The sequence below is a fragment of the Brachybacterium subflavum genome (assembly GCF_009299795.1).
GTDB classification, from domain to species: Bacteria; Actinomycetota; Actinomycetes; order Actinomycetales; family Dermabacteraceae; genus Brachybacterium; species Brachybacterium subflavum.
Genome location: NZ_VIGP01000008.1, coordinates 24,606 through 45,505, shown reverse-complemented (window position 1 = coordinate 45,505; position 20,900 = coordinate 24,606). Strand labels below are relative to the sequence as shown.

General features: G+C 70.7%; 18 protein-coding genes and 1 pseudogene. 8 read left to right on the top strand and 11 right to left on the bottom strand.

Annotated elements, in window-relative coordinates; all coding sequences use genetic code 11:
- Positions 1–48: 48 nt before the first annotated feature.
- Complete coding sequence (locus tag FHG10_RS16760; RefSeq protein ID WP_152354511.1) at positions 49–822, bottom strand: SDR family NAD(P)-dependent oxidoreductase; 774 nt, start codon at positions 820–822, stop codon at positions 49–51.
- A gap of 56 nt (positions 823–878) precedes the next feature.
- The gene (locus FHG10_RS16755) at positions 879–1,799 is read right to left on the bottom strand and encodes a sugar phosphate isomerase/epimerase family protein (RefSeq protein WP_152354510.1); all 921 of its coding nucleotides are present in this window, start codon (positions 1,797–1,799) and stop codon (positions 879–881) included.
- Between the two features lie 658 nt (positions 1,800–2,457).
- Here FHG10_RS16755 and FHG10_RS16750 point away from each other — a divergent pair.
- Together FHG10_RS16750 and FHG10_RS16745 are read left to right on the top strand one after the other, a co-directional pair.
- Positions 2,458–3,219 (top strand): triose-phosphate isomerase, encoded by a 762-nt coding sequence (locus FHG10_RS16750; RefSeq protein WP_152354509.1) that lies wholly within the window; start codon positions 2,458–2,460, stop codon positions 3,217–3,219.
- Positions 3,220–3,375: 156 nt separating this feature from the next.
- Positions 3,376–4,137, top strand: coding sequence for an SDR family NAD(P)-dependent oxidoreductase (locus FHG10_RS16745; protein ID WP_152354508.1), 762 nt, complete (start codon positions 3,376–3,378; stop codon positions 4,135–4,137).
- Positions 4,138–4,170: 33 nt separating this feature from the next.
- Here the strand turns inward: FHG10_RS16745 and FHG10_RS16740 are convergent, their stop codons facing one another.
- From FHG10_RS16740 to FHG10_RS16720, 5 genes are all read right to left on the bottom strand, one after another.
- Complete coding sequence (locus FHG10_RS16740) at positions 4,171–5,109, bottom strand: phosphogluconate dehydrogenase C-terminal domain-containing protein (protein WP_152354507.1); 939 nt, start codon at positions 5,107–5,109, stop codon at positions 4,171–4,173.
- A 90-nt stretch (positions 5,110–5,199) separates the two neighbouring features.
- Positions 5,200–6,042: a sugar phosphate isomerase/epimerase family protein gene (locus FHG10_RS16735; protein WP_152354506.1), complete on the bottom strand. Its 843-nt coding sequence runs from the start codon at positions 6,040–6,042 to the stop codon at positions 5,200–5,202.
- A 174-nt stretch (positions 6,043–6,216) separates the two neighbouring features.
- Entirely contained in the window at positions 6,217–6,954 is a 738-nt protein-coding gene (locus tag FHG10_RS16730) for a FadR/GntR family transcriptional regulator (protein ID WP_152354505.1), read from the bottom strand.
- A gap of 12 nt (positions 6,955–6,966) precedes the next feature.
- Positions 6,967–8,859, bottom strand: coding sequence for a hypothetical protein (locus FHG10_RS16725; protein WP_152354504.1), 1,893 nt, complete (start codon positions 8,857–8,859; stop codon positions 6,967–6,969).
- A gap of 170 nt (positions 8,860–9,029) precedes the next feature.
- A complete protein-coding gene (locus FHG10_RS16720) occupies positions 9,030–9,881 on the bottom strand; it encodes a helix-turn-helix domain-containing protein (protein ID WP_152354503.1) in 852 nt (283 codons plus the stop codon).
- Positions 9,882–9,970: 89 nt separating this feature from the next.
- Between FHG10_RS16720 and FHG10_RS16715 the strand changes: the two genes are divergently transcribed.
- The 5 genes from FHG10_RS16715 to FHG10_RS16695 all read left to right on the top strand — a co-directional run bounded on the left by FHG10_RS16715 (position 9,971) and on the right by FHG10_RS16695 (position 15,640).
- Positions 9,971–10,843 carry a DUF4232 domain-containing protein gene (locus FHG10_RS16715; protein ID WP_227488341.1) on the top strand — a complete coding sequence of 291 codons (873 nt, stop codon included), beginning with the start codon at positions 9,971–9,973 and terminating at the stop codon, positions 10,841–10,843.
- A gap of 95 nt (positions 10,844–10,938) precedes the next feature.
- Positions 10,939–12,354: an alpha-galactosidase gene (gene melA, locus FHG10_RS16710; protein WP_152354502.1), complete on the top strand. Its 1,416-nt coding sequence runs from the start codon at positions 10,939–10,941 to the stop codon at positions 12,352–12,354.
- A gap of 103 nt (positions 12,355–12,457) precedes the next feature.
- Positions 12,458–13,741 (top strand): ABC transporter substrate-binding protein, encoded by a 1,284-nt coding sequence (locus FHG10_RS16705; protein WP_227488340.1) that lies wholly within the window; start codon positions 12,458–12,460, stop codon positions 13,739–13,741.
- A 76-nt stretch (positions 13,742–13,817) separates the two neighbouring features.
- Positions 13,818–14,729, top strand: coding sequence for a carbohydrate ABC transporter permease (locus tag FHG10_RS16700; protein WP_227488339.1), 912 nt, complete (start codon positions 13,818–13,820; stop codon positions 14,727–14,729).
- On the top strand, positions 14,726–15,640 hold the full coding sequence (locus FHG10_RS16695) for a carbohydrate ABC transporter permease (RefSeq protein ID WP_227488338.1): 915 nt from the start codon (positions 14,726–14,728) through the stop codon (positions 15,638–15,640). The genes FHG10_RS16700 and FHG10_RS16695 overlap by 4 nt, the downstream gene beginning before the upstream one ends.
- Before the next feature lie 51 nt (positions 15,641–15,691).
- On the opposite strand, the gene FHG10_RS18405 is transcribed toward FHG10_RS16695, so the two are convergent.
- The 4 genes and pseudogenes from FHG10_RS18405 to FHG10_RS16680 all read right to left on the bottom strand — a co-directional run bounded on the left by FHG10_RS18405 (position 15,692) and on the right by FHG10_RS16680 (position 19,951).
- Positions 15,692–16,246: an aldo/keto reductase gene (locus FHG10_RS18405; protein ID WP_264674034.1), complete on the bottom strand. Its 555-nt coding sequence runs from the start codon at positions 16,244–16,246 to the stop codon at positions 15,692–15,694.
- A gap of 86 nt (positions 16,247–16,332) precedes the next feature.
- A pseudogene (locus FHG10_RS18400) lies at positions 16,333–16,668 on the bottom strand (aldo/keto reductase); the annotation flags it as partial.
- A 175-nt stretch (positions 16,669–16,843) separates the two neighbouring features.
- Complete coding sequence (locus tag FHG10_RS16685) at positions 16,844–18,334, bottom strand: sulfatase-like hydrolase/transferase (RefSeq protein WP_152354500.1); 1,491 nt, start codon at positions 18,332–18,334, stop codon at positions 16,844–16,846.
- 198 nt (positions 18,335–18,532) lie between these two features.
- A complete protein-coding gene (locus FHG10_RS16680; protein ID WP_152354499.1) occupies positions 18,533–19,951 on the bottom strand; it encodes a hypothetical protein in 1,419 nt (472 codons plus the stop codon).
- A gap of 266 nt (positions 19,952–20,217) precedes the next feature.
- Here FHG10_RS16680 and FHG10_RS16675 point away from each other — a divergent pair, with 266 nt between their 5' ends.
- On the top strand, positions 20,218–20,745 hold the full coding sequence (locus FHG10_RS16675; protein ID WP_152354498.1) for a Dps family protein: 528 nt from the start codon (positions 20,218–20,220) through the stop codon (positions 20,743–20,745).
- Positions 20,746–20,900: the final 155 nt, after the last annotated feature.

Genomic DNA, 20,900 nt, shown 5'->3' with positions numbered 1-20,900 from the left:
ACGGCAGGTGCTGCAGGGGTCGCGCGCGCCCGGCCGACGGGGGTGGGGTCAGACCATGTGCTTGCCGCCGTCGACGAAGACGGCGTCCCCGTTGACGAAGCTCGAATCCTCGCTGACCAGGAACTTGATGAGGCCGGCGACCTCCTGGGGCTGGCCCACGCGCTGCAGGGGGATGTCGGAGGACATCCCGGCCTTGCGCTCGTCGGTCAGGGTGCCGCCCATGATGTCGGTGTCGATGGGGCCGGGGACGATCGCGTTGCAGGTGATGCCGTGCTTCCCGAGCTCGCGGGCGCCGCCGCGGGTCAGGCCCAGCACGGCGGCCTTCGCCGCCGCGTAGCCGGTCTTGGAGAAGGTGCCGCCGCCGTCGTAGGCGGTGATCGAGGAGGTGTTGACGATGCGGCCGCCGTGGCCGCCGTCGATCATGCGGGTCGCCGCGGCCTGCATCATGAACAGGGTGCCCTTGGCGTTGACGTCCATGACGCGGTCCCAGATCGCGTCGTCGAGCTCGAAGATCGTGTGGGGGCTGGGGATGCCGGCGAGGTTCACCTCGGCGAGCACCGGCGGCAGCTCGCGGTCGATGACCGCGAAGGCGGCCTCGACGGAGTCCTTGTCGGAGATGTCGACGCCGATGCCGACCACGGTGCGGCCGGACTCGGCGGCGAGCTCGGTCGCGAACTCCTTCACGGCGGCCTCGTCGATGTCCAGGACGGCCACGTCCCAGCCGTTGGCGGTCAGGACGCGGGCGACGTGGCGGCCGATGCCGCGCGGGGCGCCCGCCCCGGTGACGACGGCGGTGCGGCTCTCGGGGAACGTGCTGGTCATTGCTGCTCCTTCGCAGAGGTGGGGTGACGCGGGGTGACGCAGGGGCGGGACCGTGCTCAGGCGAGCGCGGAGGCGAGCACCTGGCGGATGTACTGGATGTTCTCGGCGATCACGCCCAGGGAGTCCGAGCCGTAGTGCTCGCAGCAGAACGGCCCGGTGTACCCGAGCTCGAGGGCACGGCGGATGACCTGGCGGTAGTTCACGTAGCCGTACTTCAGCGGCATGGGGGCCGAGGAGTACGCGCCGGTCGCCGGGTCGACGTCGCGCGTGTAGTTCTTGATGTGCCAGAAGTTCGCGTGCGGCAGCACCGTCTCGTACATGTCGGTGGGGTGCGGCATCGGGCGGTGCAGGCGCACGAGGTTGCCGAGGTCGGGGTTCAGGCCCACGGCCTCGTGGTCGACGTCCTTCAGGAACGCGACGGCGTCCTCGGGGGTGCCCACGTACGTGTCCTCGTACATCTCGAGGCTCAGCTGGAGACCGTTCTTCTTCGCGTGGTCGCCGAGCTCGCGGGTGCGCTCGATCGCGAGATCGCGCAGCGCGGGATCGTCGTGATGGCCGTCCTCGAGCCAGAACCAGATGGCGTCGGCCTGGGCGGGGGTGAGGGACTGCATGAAGCCGATGTTCACGACGCTCGCCCCGAAGCTGGGGGCGATGTCGAGCAGCCGGTGGGCCTCGGCGAGGAAGTCCTCGCCCTTCTCTCGGTCGACGACCGAGCTGCGGGTCATCGAGATCGAGGGGATGGTGAGGTCGGCGTCGTCCAGCGTGCTGCGGAACTCCTCGACGCGCGCGTCGCTCAGGCGGGCGAGCGGCACCCAGGCGTCGGTCGGGTCGATCTGGGTGATGCCGAGGTCGCGGGCCTGGCGCATCTGCGAGGCCCATACGCTCGCGGGCGCATCCTTGATGTGGCCGCCGTCGGGCGCGGTGGCGCCGAACGAGAGCATGTTGGCGGCGATCGGCCAGGACTCGGCAGTGAGCATCTTCGGTCTCCTTCACGACGAACGTTCCTATAGGATTTCTTCCGCCGTGGCCGATGTCAAGCGGGGCGGTGGGGGCGCGGTGGTCGCCACCTATAGGATCGCCGCGAGCATGTGTCGCGACGTCATCGCTGCGTCACCGGCCCGTCGCCCGCTGCGTGTCGTCACCCTTGCGCTCTCGTGTCCCTTGCGCTCTCGTCACGCTCGCGCCCTCGAGGCCCGCACGCTCTCGACGTCCGCACGTTCTCGTCGCCTGCGCGCTCCCCGAGGAGGTCGTGCGGGCGCCGGGGATCCGGAACGAGTGGCGCGTCAGTGCAGTCAAAGCGCCCTATGAACGCACTGGCGCGCCATTCGCCCCCACTGGAGGTGCCACTCGTCCCCACTGGAGGTGCCACTCGTCCCCACTGGAGGTGCCACTCGTCCCACTGGAGGTGCCATTCGCCCCCACTGGAGGTGCCACTCGTGCCCGCTGGAGGTACCGCGCGCCCCTCGGGGCGGCGCTGCGCGGATGGGGGTGTGCGCCGTGCTGCCGGGCAAGCGCTGACCGCTTCTCGAACTCGAGATGCGCACGGGCTCACCAGCTCATAGGGTCATTGCGGTCCGTCTCCCGCCGGGCGGGACCCGCCTCCGCACCATCACGAACAGCGAGGAACCTCCACCCATGCAGACCCTCTGGATCGGCACCAGCTGGAAGATGAACAAGACCCTCGCGGAGGCCCGCGAGTGGACCACGGCGCTTCGCGAGCACCTGGACGGCAGCGCCCCCGAGGGTGTCCAGCCCTTCGTCATCCCCTCCTTCACCGCCACCACGACGGTCGCGCAGCTGCTCGGCGAGGACTCGCCGGTGCTGCTGGGCGTGCAGAACGCGCACTGGGAGGACGCCGGCGCATGGACCGGCGAGGTCTCCGTCCCGCAGGCGAAGGACGCGGGTGCGCAGATCGTCGAGATCGGCCACTCCGAGCGCCGCGAGCACTTCGGGGAGACCGACGAGACCACGAGGCTCAAGGTCGCCGCCTCCCTGCGTCACGGGCTCACGCCGCTGCTGTGCATCGGGGAGAGCGCCGAGGTCAAGGACGCCGGCGGCTCCGCCGAGTTCATCCTCGACCAGGCCCGCGGCGCCCTCGAGGGCCTCACCGAGGAGCAGCTCGCGGGCGTCGTCATCGCCTACGAGCCGATCTGGGCGATCGGCGAGAAGGGCCGCCCGGCCGCCGTCGAGGAGCTCGTGGAGCCCTTCGCGGCCCTCGGTGCCGAGTACGCGAGCCGCGTGAAGGGCCTGCTCTACGGCGGGTCCGTGAACCTCGAGAACGCGGCCGACCTGCTCGGCATCGAGAACGTCACCGGCCTGTTCGTCGGCCGCACCGCGTGGAACATCGAGGGCTATCTCGAGCTGCTGCGGATCGGCGCGGAGCGCGCCAGGGGCTGAGCGCGGGGAGTGGGCGTGGACGCGGTCCGGGTCTGGTTCCCGGGTGTGCGACGCACTACCCTGACCTTAAGTGGTGAACCGGTTGGTTGATTCGGGCGCTGACGCCCCGATCCGCCGACCGGACCGCCCGACCGCACCCCCGACGATGGAGGACCCATGACCACCACCACCCCGCGTCTCGACGGCAGGACGGCCCTGGTCACGGGCGCCGGCTCCGGCATCGGCCGCGCGATCGCCGACCGCTTCGCCGCGGAGGGCGCGCGCGTGGTCTACGCCGACATCGACGAGCAGGCCGCCCGCGAGGCCGCCGGGGCGACCGGCGCCCAGGCCGTGCGCATGGACGTCTCCGACGAGCAGAGCGTCGAGGCGGCCTATGCGGACCTCGCCGCGCGCGGCGCCTCGCCCGACGTCATCGTCGCGAACGCGGGCGTGCAGCTGTTCGGCCAGGACGCGAAGACGGCCGACGTGCCGCTCGAGGCCTGGAACAGGACCCTCGCGGTGAACCTCACCGGCACCTTCCTGACCGTCAAGCACGGCGTGCGCGCGCTGCTCGCGAGCGGCGGCGGCTCGATCATCTGCACCGGCAGCCCCACGGGCCTGAACGGCGAGGGCGCCGACTTCGCCGCCTACAGCTCCACGAAGGGCGGCATCCACTCCCTCGTGCGCGCGACGGCGATGGCCTACGCGGGCGACAACATCCGCGTGAACACGGTGGTGCCTGGGTTTACCGAGACCTCGCTGGTCACCACGATCTCCGAGGACCCGGGTGCCCGCGAGGGCATCGTCGGGCGCACCCCGCTGGGGCGCGCGGGCACCCCCGAGGACGTCACCGGCATCATGGTCTACCTCGCGAGCGAGGAGTCCAGCTTCGCCACCGGCGCGATCTTCCGGGTGGACGGCGGCATGACCTCGCTGTGACGGAAGCCGGGTCCGTCGGCCGATCCGACCGGATCAGCGCTTCACGGCGTCGATCTTCAGCATCTTGGCGATGACGGAGTCGAGCTCGGAGTCCTTCCAGATCTTCTGCCAGTCCTCGCGGATGATCGACTCGCGGCCGTAGTCCATCGCCAGCAGGCAGGCGTCGGAGAACGGGTTGGAGCCGCGCAGGGCGTTGGTCAGCGAGATGAAGATGTGGCCGTAGAAGATCGCCTTCACGGCGTCCTCGGGGATGCCCTGCTCGTTGATCGCATAGTCCATCGAGTCCTTGAGGAACTGGCCGATCATGCAGCCGGTGGTCTCCACGAGCGTGGGCTCGAGCTGGGCGAGCTGCTTGACGCTCACCCAGTGCACGTCGATCACGGGGGCGTAGATCGCGCGGATGACGTCCTCGACGCGCTTCTTCGCGGCGGCGCGCTCGCCGTCGGAGGCGTCGGCCGCCTCCTCGTCGCCCTCGAGGGCCGCGACGACCTCCTGCGGGGCGGCGATGCCGCCGAAGGTGTCCGCCCACTCCTCGGGGGTGGTGCGCTCGAGGAAGACCGAGGGGTGCGCCGGGTGCGCGCACGCCTGCAGCACGCCGTCCTCGGTGGCGAGCAGGCCGGCGTAGGCGGCGGCCGGATCCAGGGTGAGCAGGACCGAGCCCTCCTTCATCTTCGGCACGACCTGCTCGGAGACCTTCCCGAGGACCACGTCGGGCACGGCGAGGATGACGACGTCGCACTCGCCGGCGACCTCGTCGATGTCGCTCACGGTGCGGCCCAGCGCCTCGACGCGCTCGATGCCCGCGGGAGAGGACTCGCAGTAGTGGATGGTCGCGTCGGTGAGATTGAGGTTGTTGGACACGCGCGTGCCCATCTTCCCGGCGGCGCCGACGACGGCGACGGTGAGGCTCGCATCGAGCTCGACCTTCTTGCCCTTCAGCGGGTTCAGCTCGCGGCTGTCGGTGGTGGTCATGGGGTCCTCCTGGTCGGTGGTGGATGAATGGGCGGTCGTGTGGTCAGCGGCGCTGGCCGACGGGTCGGTCGATGGGACCGGGCCGACGGGTCAGCGGCGCGCACGCAGGGCGGCGAGGGTCGCCTCGGTCCAGTCGCGCTCGCGCGCGATCGTGGTCTCGGCATCGCCCTGCCAGGGCAGCCAGTGCTCGGCGATCGCGGCGGGCCGACGGCCCTCGCGGTAGACGGCGTCGAGCTCGTGGTCGAGGTCCAGCAGGCCCTCGCCCATGCGGGCGCCGGAGAAGGTGAAGCCCACCCAGCCCTCCTGGCGGGCGAAGCGGAAGTCCTTGACGTGCAGGTCGAGGGTGAAGGGCGCGGCGGCGTCGATGACGTCGTCCGGGTGCTCGAGCGCGGAGACGCAGTTGCCGGGGTCCAGGCAGATCCCCACGAGCGGGGAGTCCAGGGCGCGCACGATCCGCAGCAGGTCCTCGGTGGGCAGCTGCTCGTAGGTCTCGAGCGCCAGGGCGATGCCCGCGGACTCGAGCAGGGGGAGCGTGCTGCGCAGGGCGGCGATCGCCTGCTCGATGCCGCCCGTGACCTCGTGGGTCTGGATCATCGAGCGCATCACGCGCGCGTCGAGGGCGCGGGCGATCGCGAGATACCGGGCGAGGTGGTTGGGATCGATCGTGCGGGTGCCGAGCTCGAGGCGCAGGCCGTGACGCTCGGCGCGCTCGCGCAGGGCGGCGAGCTCGTCCGCATCGGCGTCCTCGATGCGCGGATCATCGCAGATCTGGAAGACGTCGCAGCCGAGCTGCGCGGCGCGGTCGATCATGTCCGCGATGCCGAGGCGGTCGGGGTTGCGCTCGCTGCCCTCCCAGTACAGGGCGTAGCTGCCGATGCCGATGTCCATGCGGTGCTCGCCCGTGCGGTGCTCGGAGCTCCGTGCCTGGTCCACTCGCGTCACCTCTCGCCTCACCTCGTCGTGGCGCGGGGGAGGGTGCACCGCCCGCGGTCGTGATGGCTCCAGGGTAGGCGCGAGAGCCCATATTGGTCAACCGGTTGCGCGACGAAGGCGGGAGGGAAGGAGCGTGCAGAAGGATGGGTGGTGGCGCCTAAGGGCCCGCGGACCTCAGTCCTCGGTGGCCTCGAGGATCCGGTCGCGGGCGGTCGCCATGTGCGCGACCATCGCCGAGGCGGCGCGCTCGCCGTTGCCCTCCTCGAGGGCGGCGAGGATCTTCGCGTGCTCCGCGTGCGCGGCCTCCATGTCCTCGCGGTCGCGCACGGCGCGGTCGTTGTACACGCGCAGCAGACTGCGGGTGACCTGCAGCAGGTCGGTGAGCATGGCGTTGTCGGCCGCGGTGGCGAGCACCTCGTGGAAGGCGGCGTCGGCCGCGACGAAGGCCTTGAGGTCCTCGAGGCTCTCGCCCATGGTCGCGGTGCTCCCGCGCAGCGTCTCGAGCTGCTCCTCGGAGATCCTGTCCGCCGCCAGGCGCGCCGTATAGCTCTCGAGGCCCGCGCGCAGCTCGTTGAGCTGGTCGGTGTTCTGCTTGCCGATCATCAGGCCCCAGCGCAGGGTCTGGGGGAGCAGGTCACTCGCGGACCCGCGCAGGTAGGTGCCCGATCCGGGGCGCACGTCGACGATCCCCAGGATCTCGAGGGCAGCCAGGGCCTCCCGCACCGCCGAGCGGCCCACGCCGAGCGCGCTCGAGAGCTGGCGCTCCGGGGGCAGGCGCGTACCGGGGGCGACGTCGCCGCCGGTCAGGAGCTCCAGCAGCCGGCGGGCAACCTCGGAGACAGGGGTGCCGGCGGGCACGGCCGCCAGCGACGATGCGATCGCGTCGGAGGCGCTGTCGGAGAAGGCGGGCATGAGGTGAAGGTATCAAGAGCGCGGGGCGGGCCCGGCCCCGTCGGCGGGGGCGACGCGGAGCACGGTGCCCGCCGGCACGCGCAGCGCCTGCCCGTCGACCGTGCCTGCCGCCGCCTCCCAGTCCTCGAGGCGGGCGTTGGTCAGCAGGACCTCCTCGCCGCGGGCGATCAGGGCGGTGCCGGGGCCCCCGGGGCCGCGCAGCACGCGCACCTCCCGGCCCGACCAGGGCGCGAGAGCGACCAGCAGCTCGCCCAGCGGGCTCAGCGGAGCCCCGGCATCGCCGGTGAGCACGCCGCGGGGACCGGCGAGCTCACCCAGGGTGACGCTCTCGACCCCGCCGTGCGCGGCCTCCGCGAGAGCGGCGGCCGTCCATGCGGCCGCCCAGGACGTGCGCCCGCGAGGATCCGTGCTGCCGGGCACCAGGTGCGCGCCCCAGCCGGAGGCGTCGGCCCGATCGACGAGCTCGGCCTGCGTCGCGACCGCATTCACGCGCGGACGCAGCGTGAGCGGGCCGAGGTGCAGGCGAGCCGTCGGCCGCAGCATCCGCGCCGAGGCGAGCACGTCCCCGAGGGCGGCGACGCTCTCGGCCACGTGCCAGCTCTCGCGCATGTGCATCTGCGGGGTCGAGGGAAAGGAGAGGAGATCGGCCGCGGGGATCGCGTGGATCTCGCGGTTCAGCTCGGTGAAGTGGGTGCGCGAGCCCGCGACGAGCTCCGCGCTCCTGCCCGCGCAAGCGCCGCGCAGGCGCTCCCAGAGGCCGGCCGTGGTCACGTGGCGCTCCTCGTCGACGATCCCGATCCGGCGCACGGGCAGACCCGCGGCGCCTGCCGCATCGAGGAGCGCGGGCACGTCCGTGGCCTCGGAGGCGATGATCCGCAGGTCGACGGGCAGGCCCGCCGCGGCGGACTCCTCGGCAGCGGCCGCGACCACCCGCTCGGGCCCGAACCGATCGCTGACCTGGACCATCAGATGGTCGAACCCGGCCGCGGCCGAGATCGGCAGCGGGCCGCCGCGCTGCACGTCGGCCGCCGCGGTCGTGGCGCCGAGGCCGAGTCGCGGCAGCGTGCAGGCGGAGGCGGCCGTGAGGAGATCGGCGAGAGCGGGCGGGGTCGGATCCGACGCCGACGGGGGAGAGGGCCGCGCCGCAGCGGTCGGCGTCGACGCGGGGACGGCCGGCGCCTGCGACGGGGAGGGCTGCGCCCGCGTCGCGGCGGGCTCGGGGACCAGGGTGATCTCCTGGGTGATGCTCTCGCCCGCACCGACCTCGTAGGGGAAGGGCAGGGCGAGCGGACGCGAGTAGATCTTGAAGCTCGCGTCGGTCCAGTTCCGCTGGTCCTCCATCTCGAACACGTCGCCCAGCAGCTCCAGGCGCGCTCGCACCCCGGCGTGATCGAGGTCCAGGGCGCGGATGTCGAACAGCGGCTGCCACGGGGAGATCGGGCGCGGGAAGCGGACGTCCCGTCGATCGCCGCGGGTCGTGGTCACGACCGCGTCATCGCCCGCCATGGCGCGCGGGAGCATCGCGGTGAGCCCCACGCGGTTCGTGGTCAGCGGGGCCTCCGCCGTGACCGTGAAGCGCAGGCTCAGGCGCTCGGGCGTCAGCGTCAGCACCGAGAGGGCGGTGGCCTCCCCGCCCGCGCCGACGTAGCGCACGCGCAGGGTGCGGGTGAGGGAGGGACCGGCGCCGCGGGACCACTCCTCCGCGAGGACCTCAGGGGCCACGGTGTCCCAGTCGCGGTCGCGCAGCGCGGGACGCGCGGAATCCAGCAGCACCGTGCCGTTCCAGGCGATCTCGCTGACCTCGTCGCCCTCGCAGCGCACGGACCAGGGCCCCAGGGCGTGAGTGGTGCGGTGATCGGCGGGCGAGGCGGGTGCATCGGTGGGGGATGAGTAGTCGGCGGGCACGGGCGCTCCTTCGGGCCGCTGCGCACTGCGGCGGTGACGGCGGCATCGCGTTGGCGACGGGTGGGACCGGGAGCGCGAGGTGGTTCGGGGCGTCACTCCGCGAACCACTCTAACGAAACCGGTTGACCAATACATGCTGCGGTGCGTCCGGGGGGTCGCTGTCACACGGGTCAGCGCCCCAGCCGGCGGTACTCCCGAGGGGCCATGCCGCAGGCGGCCGTGACGTGGCTGTAGAAGCTGCTGAGCGATCCGAAGCCGCTCGCCGAGGCGATCTCCGCCGTGGTGAGGTCGGTCGTGATCAGCAGCCGCTGCGCCTCGGCGACCCTGCACATGGCGAGGTATTCGCCGATCGTGACGCCGACCGCCCGGCGGAACACCGTCATCGCGTGCGAAGGGGCGAGGTGGACCGCGCTGGCGACGTCGGCGACGGCGAGCTCCTCCCGGAAGCCGTCCATCACCACCTGGGCCATCGTGCGCACGTGCTGCAGGCGCTCGGCGGTCAGACCGCGCCGCCCTCCGTCCGACGGGCCGGTGGGGGAGGCGTGCTCGGTCTCCGTCTGCAGGATTCGCAGGAGGGCGGCACGGATCTCGAGCAGGGCGAACTCCTCGCGGGGCCCGTCCCCGATCTCCTCGAGCCAGAGGCTCGTCATCTGCGCGAACCTTGCCACCAGCTCCGGAGCCTCGATCACCAGCGGACGGGCGCGCAGCAGAGCCCCGACCGCCTCCTCGGGGAGTCCCCAGCGCATCGCGGTCGCGAGCGGCACGTGGACCCAGCACACGTCGCCCGGCCGGGAGTCCACCAGTCCGTGGGGCTGGGTCGCCCAGAACATGGCGATCCGTCCCTCGCGGACGATCAGCGGAGCGCCCACGTGCAGGTACCGCAGCTCCCCGCGCACCACCACGTTGACCTCGATGTCGTTGTGGCGGTGCATCGTCTCCATGACGGGCGGGTCGCCGCGGCGGCACCACAGCCCCTGGTCCGCGGCGACCACCTGGGACCTCGAGCCTGGGGAGCCTGCCATGGCATCACAGTAGGGGCCGCGCGACGGCGCCGGCGGGCAGGAGGCGTAACGTCGAGGTCCCATCGGGCACGAAGGATCGAGGCGACATCATGCGCAGCAGCGTCATGAGCATCCGCACCATCACCCGCAGCGCGTGCGCGCTCTCGGCCACGACTCTCCTGGCCCTCGGTGCCGCGAGCTGCGGGAACGGGTCCGACGGCGGCTCCGATGACGCCGCGCAGTCCGGATCGAGTGCGAGCGACAGCGGGGGAACGGACCAGGAGGCGGCCGACGGGTCCTCCGACGGCGGCGGGTCCGGCTCGGGTGCGAGCTCCGACGGCGGGTCGGATGCGTCGTCGGACCAGGCATCCGACGGCTCCTCGTTCGCAGGCTCCGACTCCTCGACGCCCTCTGCATCCTCGGACGACGACTCCGACGACTCCGACGGCTCGTCGGGCAAGGGATCCTCGGACGACGGCTCCTCGGTCGCCTCCAAGGGGTCGGGGTCCGGGACCGCCTCGGGGAAGGCGGACGGCGGCGGCAGCAATGACCAGGTCTCCGACTGCACCGCATCGCACCTGAAGATCTCCGTCGACCAGGGCGACCCTGCGGCCGGGAGCGTCATGTTCACGATCTCCTTCACGAACACCGGCGACGATCCCTGCCGCATCGGCGGGTATCCGGGCGTCTCCGCCGTCGGCGGGGGCGACGGCACCCAGCTCGGGAAGGCCGCACAGCGCGGGCAGGCCGGCAAGGCGGCCGTCCTCATCCCGAACGGCCACGCCGAGGCGTCGCTGAAGGCGGTCGATGTGGGCGACGGCGGCGGCCCCCTCGGCGACGAGTGCGAGGCGACCGACGCCGACGGCTGGCGCATCTATGCGCCGGGCTCGAAGAAGGCGCAGTACGTCGCTCAGGACGGTCTGCACGCCTGCGCGGGCGACGTCGACTGGCTGACCGTCGACGGGGTGCACGGGATGAAGTGATCGGTCGGCGGAGTCCGGCCGAGACCGAAGGATCCTGGACGAACGGCGCACGATCCCGCGAGACCTCCCCTGGGGTGCGTCCCTAGCGTGGCGGCATGACCACGAAGACGTTCGTCACTTCCCCCAAGATCACCATCATCGGCGCCGGCGGGTACGTGTTCCCGTTCCGCCTGATCGGCGACATCCTCAGCTTCCCCGCCCTGCGCGACGCGACCCTGTGCCTCATGGACGTGCGGCCGGACAAGCTCGGCCCCGTCGCCCAGGCGGCGCGCGACCTCGTCGCCCACCACGGCTTCCTCACCCGCATCGAGGAGACCACGGACCGGCGCGCGGCCCTCGAGGGGGCGGACGTCGTCGTCATCACGTTCCAGGTGGGCGGGATCCCGTCCTACCGCCACGACGTCGAGATTCCCCGGAAGTACGGCATCGATCAGGCCGTCGGCGACACCGTCGGCCCCGGCGGGGTGTTCCGCTTCCTGCGCTCGGTCACCGCCTACGCCGAGATCGCGGCCGACGCCCGCGAGGTGTGCCCCGACGCCGCCTTCATCAACTATGCGAACCCCATGGCGATGGCCACCGCGTACCTCAATTCCCAGGGCCTGCGCACCGTGGGACTGTGCCACAGCGTGCAGGGGACCACGCGGATGCTCGCCCGCACCCTCGACGTCCCCTACGACGAGGTCTCCTACCGCTGCGCGGGCATCAACCACCAGGCATGGGTGCTCGAGCTGTTCCGCGGCCAGGAGGACCTCTACCCGCGCCTGCGCGAGGTGATGGCGGAGCACCATCGGCCCGGCCGCGCCGCCGCCGATCTCGCCGGGGACGACGGCGACCACTCCGAGGCGGCCGAGGCCGCGAGCACCTACGAGGGCGGCAACGAGCAGGTGCGCACCTCGATCATGAACACCTTCGGTTTCTTCCAGACCGAATCCAGTCACCACGCCTCCGAGTACGTCCCCTACTTCCGCAAGGACCCGGAGACCACGAAGGAGTACATCCCCGAGCGCTGGGACTACTTCGAGATCTGCGCGGCCCACGACGACCAGGGCGACATCGACGCCCAGCTCGAGCGGCTCAAGGCCGAGCTCGCCCCGAGCGTCGAGTACGGCGCGCAGATCGTGAACTCGCTCGTCACCGGCACACCCAGCGTGGTGCACGGGAACGTGCCGAACCGGGGCGCGCTCATCACGAACCTCCCGGCCGACGCCTGCGTCGAGGTGCCCTGCCTGGTCGATGCCAGGGGAGTGCAGCCGACCTCCGTCGGCGACCTGCCGCCGCAGCTCGCGGCCCTGAACCGCACCAACGTCAACGTGCAGACCCTCGCCGTGCGCGCGGCCCTGACCGGCGACGTCGAGAACGTGTTCCAGGCCGTGGCCCTGGATCCGCTGACCTCCGCCCAGCTCACGCTCGAGCAGGCCCGCGCCATGACCACTGAGCTGCTCGAGGCGCACAGCGACCTGCTCCCGGGCGAGGTGCGCGATGCCGCGCGGCGCACGAACTCGCGGGACTGACACCAGAGGGCCTCGTCGATGCCCTCACCCACCCCGTCGGCCGGTGCATCCGAGGCATCGGCCGACGGTCCCATCCAGCCGTGACTCGAAGGAGAGTGACAGCGTGAGAGCCCCCGACATCGGGCGTCGCCAGATCCTGGCTGTTGCCGGCATCTCGATGGCCGGCGCGCTCGCCGCATGCAGCGGCGGCCCCACCGGCACGATCCATCTGCGACTGAGCTCGTGGAACATCCCCGTCGACCTCGACTCGTACCAGGCGATCGCTGACGCGTTCGTCGCCGACCACCCCGGCACCTCGGTGTCCGTCGAGGTCACCACCGGTTCCTTCCATCAGTGGTTCATCACGCGCCTGGCGGCGGACCTCGCGCCCGACATCATCCGGATCACCCCGCAGCAGATCGGCCGGTACGCCGCGAACGGCAGCCTCGTCGACCTCACGGACGCCGTGCCGAAGGATTACCGCAAGGACTGGAGCGACCCGTTCTGGGCGATCGGTCAGCGGGAGAACGGTCTGTTCGGCATCTTCCAGCACACCGACAACTTCATCACCTTCTACGACCGCGAGGTCATGGACCGGATCGGCGTCCAGCCGCCCCAGCGTCTCGAGGACGCCTGGACATGGAAGCAGTTCCTCGAGATCGCGGGGGAGGTCAAGAAGGCCACGGGCAAGTACGCCTTCTCCTACGGATGGAGCGGAGCGGACACCGCCTACCGCTGGATGCCGCTGATCTACCAGAACGGCGGCGCCTTCCTCGGGGATGACGGGCTCACGCCCTCGATGGACTCCGACGAGGCGATCGAAGCCCTCGCCTTCGGACGCAGCTGGTACGAGAAGGGCCTGGTGAGCCCCAGCAACATGAGCAAGTCCGGCGGCGGGCACGTCGACCACGACCTCTTCCTCACCGGCCAGGTCGGCATGGCGCTGACGAACCCGGAGGCGATCGCCGCCTTCGACGAGTCCATGAAGGGGAAGTGGGGGACCGCGCCGATGATCCGGAACTCCGGCGAGGCCTCCGACCTCGGCGGGAACGCGCTCGCGGTCACCCGCTCCTCGCAGAACCCGGAACTGGCCGCCGAGCTCGTCGCCTACCTGACGAGCAGGGAGAGCATCCAGGAGTTCTGCCACAACGGCAACTGGATCCCCTCGCGCAGCTCTCTGGACGCGAAGTCCATCCAGTACGCCGACCACACCGACGTCATGCAGCAGTTCATCGACCAGGGCTCCACGATCCCCCTGTCGATGGTGAAGGCGCAGTCCGGGGAGTTCTTCAGCTCCCTCAATGCGGTCTTCGGCGACTACCTGGATCTGTGCCTGCTCGGCGAGCTCACTCCCCAGGAGACGTCGGCCCAGATGATGGAGGCGATGCTCAGTGTCACGCAGCGCTGAAGCCCCGACCGACGCAGCACCCGCGGCGACCGCGCGACCCGCGATGAACACGGGAGCCGCGACGAACACGGGCCCTGTGAGCAGCACGGGGCCCGAGAGGAGCAGGGGAGCCGCGGCGAACAGGCGGGCCGGGCGATTCGTGCCGTACGTGTTCGTCGGCCCCGCGGCGCTCCTGTTCCTCGCCTTCTCCCTGGTGCCGATCGTCATCGCGATCACCCTCAGCTTCCAGGACACCCAGACCCTCGGCGAGGGGAAGTGGGTGGGGCTGGACAACTTCTCCCAGCTCGGCTCGGACCGCCTGTTCCGCACCGCCCTGCTGAACACCCTGGTCTTCACCGTGGGCACCGTGCCCACGGCGATGGCGATCGGGCTGGGACTCGCGATCGCCCTGAACCGTCCGCTCCCGGGCCGCTCCGTGCTGCGTGCGATGTTCTTCGTCCCGATGGTCGCCGCGGGCGTCGTCGTCGGCGTGGTCATGTCCTGGATCTTCAACACCGACTACGGCGTCGCGAACAATGCGCTCGAGATGCTCGGACTGGACCGCCTGCCCTGGCTGACCTCGCCGAGGATGGCGATGCTGACGCTGATCATCGTGGTGGTCTGGACCCGCATCGGCTTCTGCATGGTCATCTACCTCGGCGCCCTGCAGTCGATCCCCGCTGAGGTCCGGGAGGCCGCCGCGATCGACGGCGCCGGCCCCTGGGCGAGGTTCCGGGCGATCACCCTGCCGATGCTCACACCCACGACGTCGATCCTGCTGATCCTCAACGTGGTCTTCTCCCTGCAGGCCTTCGACGTCATCTACGTGATGACCGGCGGCGGCCCCGGATTCTCCACGACCGTGCTGATCCAGTACGTGTTCCGCTCCGCCTTCCAGGACGCCCGCATGGGCTATGCGGCGGCCCTCGGACTCGTGCTGGTCGCGATCCTCCTGATCTTCACCCTGCTGCGCCAACGCGCGGCCAAGAGAGCGGAGAGCTTCCTGTGAACACGACGACGATTCCCGGGCCCGAAGCCGCTGCGGCCGGTGCACCTGCTCCCGGCAGAGCGCCGCGCTCCGTCGGCGCACGCCGCCGCGGAACGAGTCCGCGCAGCTGGCTGCTGGTGGCCGGGCTGGCCGTGCTCGCCCTGCTCATGGTGTTCCCGCTCTACTGGATGCTGGTCTCGGCGCTCACGCCGGGCGGCCAGTCGCAGAGCTCCTCCTTCTACCTGTGGCCCTCGCATCCGAGCTTCGCCAACTATGCCGAGGTCTTCGCGACCCAGCCGGTCTGGCGATGGATCGGCAACTCCCTCCTGATCGCGTGCGTGACCACCGCGATCTCCGTCGCCGTCTCCCTCGGCGCGGGGTATGCGCTCGCGAAGTTCCGCTTCGCCGGCAAGGGGCTGATCTACGCGGCGTTCATGGTCACGATCATGATCCCGATCCAGGTGACCCTGGTCCCGTCGTTCCTGGTGGTGGCGCGCCTCGGACTCGTCGACTCGCCCCTCGCGGTCATCCTGCCCACCGCCTTCGACGTGGTCGGGATCTTCATCGCCCGGCAGTTCATGCTGAGCGTCCCCGACGCTCTGGTGGAGGCCGCTCGCGTGGACGGCGCCGGGGAGATCCGAGCCTTCTTCTCCGTCGTCCTGCCCACCTGCGGACCGCTGATCGGCGTGCTCGTCATCCTCGCCTTCATGGCGCGCTGGAACGACTTCCTGTGGCCGATGGTGGTGCTGCAGGGCAACGAGAACCTCACGATCCCCGTCGCCCTGTCCACGCTGACCAACAACCCCGCGTTCGCCTCGCCCTGGGGAGCGGTGATGGCGGTCGCCTCGATCACCGTGCTGCCGATCCTGGTCGTGTTCCTGGCCTTCCAGAAGCAGTTCGTGCAGGGCATCGCGAGCACGGGGATCAAGTAGGCGCCGCGACCCGACGGGGCGCGGCGCCCCGCAGCCCGCGGCTCTCCGCGCTCAGCCGCGTTCGTCGAGCGCGCGCTGGTGCTCGGCGTAGAACTCCGACTCGGCGGGCTCGGGGCGGTCCTGGCCGTTCAGCAGACGGTGCCAGAGCGGGTAGTAGGCGGGCTGCTGGGTGAGCGCGGTGAGGCGGTCCCGGGCGCCGTCGGGCAGCGTCAGGTCGCCGGCCTCCAGGTCCTCCACGAACTCCTCGAAGCGGCGGGCGGCGATCACCGCCCCGGCGATGCCGGGGCGCCCGAGGATCCAGGCGATCACGACCTGCGGAATGCTCCAGCCGAGATCTCCCGCGATCTCGTCGAGCTGCTCGATGATGTCGAAGGCGCGGTCGCGATCGACCACGTGCGGCTCGGGCCAGCCCGTGCCCTGGCGGGTATCGGGCGGGGTCTTCTCGCCGCGTCGCACCTTTCCGGTCAGCAGTCCCTCGCCCAGGGGGCTCCAGGCGAAGGTCCCGACTCCCAGGTCCCGCGCGGCGGGGAGGATCTCGTACTCGATCTCGCGGGCCTCGGGCGTGTAGTAGACCTGCTGGGCGACGGGGCCCTCGAGACCCTCCATCCGTGCCTCGTAGACCTCTTCGCGAGCTGCCAGCCGTTGTAGTTCGACACTCCCCAGTAGCGGATCCGCCCCTCGCGGATGAGCTCGTTCGCGACGCGGATGGTCTCGAGGATCGGGGTCTGGCCGTCCCACTGGTGCATGTACAGCAGGTCGAGGTGGTCTGTGCCCAGGCGCTCGAGGCTCTGCTCGACGGAGCGCCGCACGTGGATCCTGCTCGCCCCGGAGTCGTTGGGGCCCTCACCCACGGGGCTGCGCGTCTTGGAGGTGAGCACGATGTCGTCCCGGAGGCCGCGCATCGCCTTCTCCAGGACGCGCTCGGAGTCGCCGGCGGAGTAGATGTTCGCGGTGTCGATGAAGTTCACGCCGCGGGACAGGGCCTCGTCGAGCTGCCTGCGGGCCTCCTCGACGCCGAGGCCGGCGATCTTCTCGAAGCCGCCGCCCGAGCCGAAGGGGATGGTCCCGAGCGCCAGTCAGGAGACGCGGAGGCCGGAGGATCCGAGGGTGACCGTGTCCATGAGCAGGTCCTTCCATGCGGCAGGGCCCGGCCGCTCCGAGCCCCGGGACCCTCGACGGTACGTCGGATGAGGCGCCGTGTCGTCAGGTGCGCGCGGACAGGTCTGCCCACCGCCAGTTGTGCGGGACCTCCCGGGGTCGGTACGCGCCGACGGGGAGGTCGTCGGCCACGCGAATCATCCACAGGGCGAGGCGCCGCAGCAGGTCCTCCCGGACCTCGGCGAGCGCCGGGTCGTCGATGAGGTCGTGGACCTCAGCGGGGTCCTCCTGCAGGTCGTGGAGAGAGAAGGCCCCGAGATCGTCCATGACCAGCTTGTACCGGTCGTCGACGACCATCCGCATCTCGCCGCTCTGGGTGACCGAGTTCAGCTCGTCGAAGGACCGTCCCTCGTAGGAGAAGTGCAAAGGCGGCCTGTCGTGCTCCCCGTACGAGACGCCCCCGTACCCGTGCTCCGCGTACATCGTGGAGAACTCCGCGGCCGGCGCCTCCTCGCCCGCGAGCAGCGGGAGCAGGGACCGGCCCTGCACACCGGGCGGGAACGGCGCACCGACCAGCTCGCAGACCGTGGGCAGGACGTCGACGATCGAGACCGGCTCGTGCCGGCGCTGGGCGGCGATGCCGGGGCCGGCCACGCCCAGCGGGATCCGCACCAGCGCCTCCGGCAGCCCCGCGCCCTTGCGCTGCAGGCCGTACTCGCCGACGAGGTCCCCGTGGTCGCTGAGCACGATCACGACGGTGTCCTCCAGCGCGGAGCCCAGACGGTCCAGCAGGCGGCCGATCTGGTCGTCGATCAGTCGCAGCATCCCCAGGTAGTTCGCCCGCAGCCGTCGCCACTCGGCGTCGAAGCCGGGGCGCTTGTCCTCGATGAGGGAGTGCAGCCAGCGGAAGCGCCACCCCATCCGGTCCAGGACCTCGGGGCCGGCGGTGCGGTCCGGGACCCCGGCGGGGTCGAACATGCTGAAGTACGGCTCGGGCACCTGGTACGGGTTGTGGGGCTCGGGGAACGAGACCCACAGCAGGAAGGGGTCCTCGTCCGTCGCCTCGTCCAGGTCCCGGATCGCCCCGTCGATGATCCGAGCGGGCAGCTGCACCTCGGGTCCGAACGGAGCCGGCTCGTGCGCGACCGAGTGGTCGAGCTCGTGCAGCCAGGCGTCGAAGGACTCCTGCTCGGCGCCCTCGGCGGGACCGCCCTCGTGCATGAACGGCCCGTGATAGGCGTCGAAGTCCTCGGGCTGGGCGTGCATGTGGGGCTTGCCCGCGAAGTGCAGGCGATAGCCGCGCCCGCGCAGCACGTCCAGCATGTCCGAGGAGAACGCGGCGTGCTGCGGCGTGGAGTTCTGCCGCACCCGGTGCGCCGAGGGGAAGCGCCCGGTGAGCAGGCTCGTGCGGGCGGGGACGCATGCGGGAGCGCTCGTGTACGCCCTCTCGAAGCGCGTGCCGTCCTCGAGCAGCGCATCCACGCGGGGCATGGAGTCCGGGCCGCCCGCACCGGCGGTGAAGCCGGTGCGCTGCTGGTCCGTCATCAGGATGAGGATGTTCGGGCGACGGGGGCTCGGGGGCGGTTCGCTGGGCATGGGCCGGGCAGTCCTTCCGGTGCGGCATCGGCGCCGCGCATCGCGACAGATGCTACGGGTCGGCATCGGCCGCGCGCGCGGGGCGACTCGCCCCCGGCCCCGGTACGGACCCATGCCCATGCGGACGGGCCCCGATCGCACGAGCCCCTGCAGACCGACGACGGCGCAGAGATCTGCAGGGGCGCGGCGGCGGAGCGATCACCAGCCCTGCTGGCCGGGCTGCAGCGTGACCTCCTTCAGGTCGAGGTCGTTGGAGAGCGTCTTGGGCTCGTTCTTGAGCTCATCGATCGCGTACTCGTTGACGTCGGACTTCTCGTAGGTGCCCGAGCGCGACACGGTGCCCGAGACCTTGAGCTCCTTCGTCCCCGTCGGCACCTCGGCAGTCACGGCGATCTGCTGGTCCTTGCCGGTCCAGTCGTCGTCTGCCCGGGGCTTGACCTTGAGCGACGAGGCATCGACCTTCACGTCTTTGCCGTCAGCCGTGATCTTCAGATCCTTCACCGAATACTTGACATTCTCGTCGTAGACGAGCGTGTCGCCGAAACCGTCCGTCTTCTCCGTGTACTTCGACTTCTCGTCGAAACCGATCTGCAGCTCGAGACGGTCCTTGCCCTCCGATGCCCAGGAGTCCTCCTCGTTCCAGGAGGAGATCTCTCCGCCGACGTCGAACTGATAGGACGTCGACGCACCCTTGGTCTCATCACCGATGAGCTCGTCCTTGGGCGCGTTCACGGCGGTGAAGGACTGATCGGTGTACGGGTGCCCGTCGACCAGCTTCTTCTCGGCGAGGGAGACCTTCTGGACGTTGCCGTCGTAGTCGATCTGCACCTGGGCGTCCTTGCCGTCGCCGTCGACGGCCACGGCGCTGGAGCCGTCGGACGGGATGTCGACCTTCTTGCCGGCCACCATCAGGGTCGCGGAGCTCGTGTTGCCGTTCGGGGCATCGGGCTTCGAGGTGCGGGACATGCCGACGGTCACGATCGACCCGCCTTCGGGCGCGTCCACCCGGTCGGCCCCGTCCCCTGCGTGGTCGGAGACGCCGAGTGCGCTGAAGGAATAGTCGGCGTCGGGCGTCGAGACCTCTAGGGAGTCTTCGCCGAGCGAGGAGTCCTCACCGGAGGGAACCGAGTCCCCGACCTTCGCCTTCGGTGCCGCCGGTGCGGAGACCTCGAGATCATCCGGAGGGGTCTTGGCCTTGGCATCGAGCAGCTCGGCCTGCGCATCCGGTTCGACCGTGGAGAAGTCCCCGGCGTCCTCGGCGACGAGCTTTACCTTGTCCTTCTTCGCCGGGGAGCCGACGATCGTCGTCCCCACCCAGCGGTCCTCCTCGTCGCCGAGCATGCGGATCGGTCCGCACGCGACCTCCTCGCCCACCGTGGTCTCGCCCTTGACCTGCACATAGCAGCGGGCTTCGTCCGGAACCGTCGACGGCGTCTCCTCGTCAGCGACCGCGTCCTGGAAGGAGGATGTCAGTGAATCGAGCGACTCGTCGACATCGACGAGCTCGCTTCCCTGGAACGTCCAATCCGACGTCGGATTGCTGCAGCTGGCGAGAGGGCAGATAAGAAGCAAAGCGGCGAGAGCTGTCGCCGATCGTGCGGATCTGATGCGGATCATTCGAGTCCCCTCTATCGCGGCGACGCTGCTGTGTGTCGCCCCCGTACACTCAGTGTCTTCTAAGGAACGTACCAAGCACTGTGCAGGTTGCGCACTCCCCGTCGATATTGTGGATTCCGTGGCGGGGTCCCGCTTCTCGTCGGCGCGATTTCACTCGTCGGCGCGATTCCACGATCCCGCGCCCGTTCACGACCCCTTGTCCACCATGTGGTCGCCGCGTAGCGTCTGGGGTATCCGCAGTCGACATCGGAAGAAGGAGATGCGCGATGAACGAGACCGTTGACGTCCCGACCCCGGCAGGAGCCGAGCGCACTCGGCCGGAGAACGCGGAGGGCGGCTTCCTCGCCTCCGACGCCCTGGCCAAGAATCTGCAGCGCGTGCTCGTGGAGCTCACGGCCCTCCACCTCGTGGGCAAGCAGGCCCACTGGAACATCGTGGGCCCGAACTTCCGCGACCTGCACCTGAACCTCGACGAGGTCGTGGACATCGCGCGGGAGGCCGCGGACGACGTGGCCGAGCGGATGCGCGCCCTCCACGCCACGCCCGACGGTCGGCCCGCCGTCGTCGCCGAGCAGAACTCCCTGCCCGAGTTCCCCCAGGGCGAGGTCCTCACGCACGACGCGATCGACCTCGTGACCTCGGCGATCGAGGCGACCGTGGGCAGCATGCGCTACGTCCACGACGAGGTCGACGAGGCCGATCCGACCTCGGCCGACATCCTCCACGGCATCATCGAGAAGCTCGAGCAGCAGGCCTGGTTCATCAGCGCCGAGACGCGCACGCCGGTCTCCTGACACCCACCCAGGCGGCGCATCGCAGCCGGGTGCGCCGCCGCCTCCTTCCCGCACGAGCCGACGGAACCGGGATACTGCCTGGGGACCCGTGACAGGGCGGAGCCGCAGCACGGCGGAGCCGAGATGCTGCGGCGCCGAGAAAAAGAGAGCAGGCG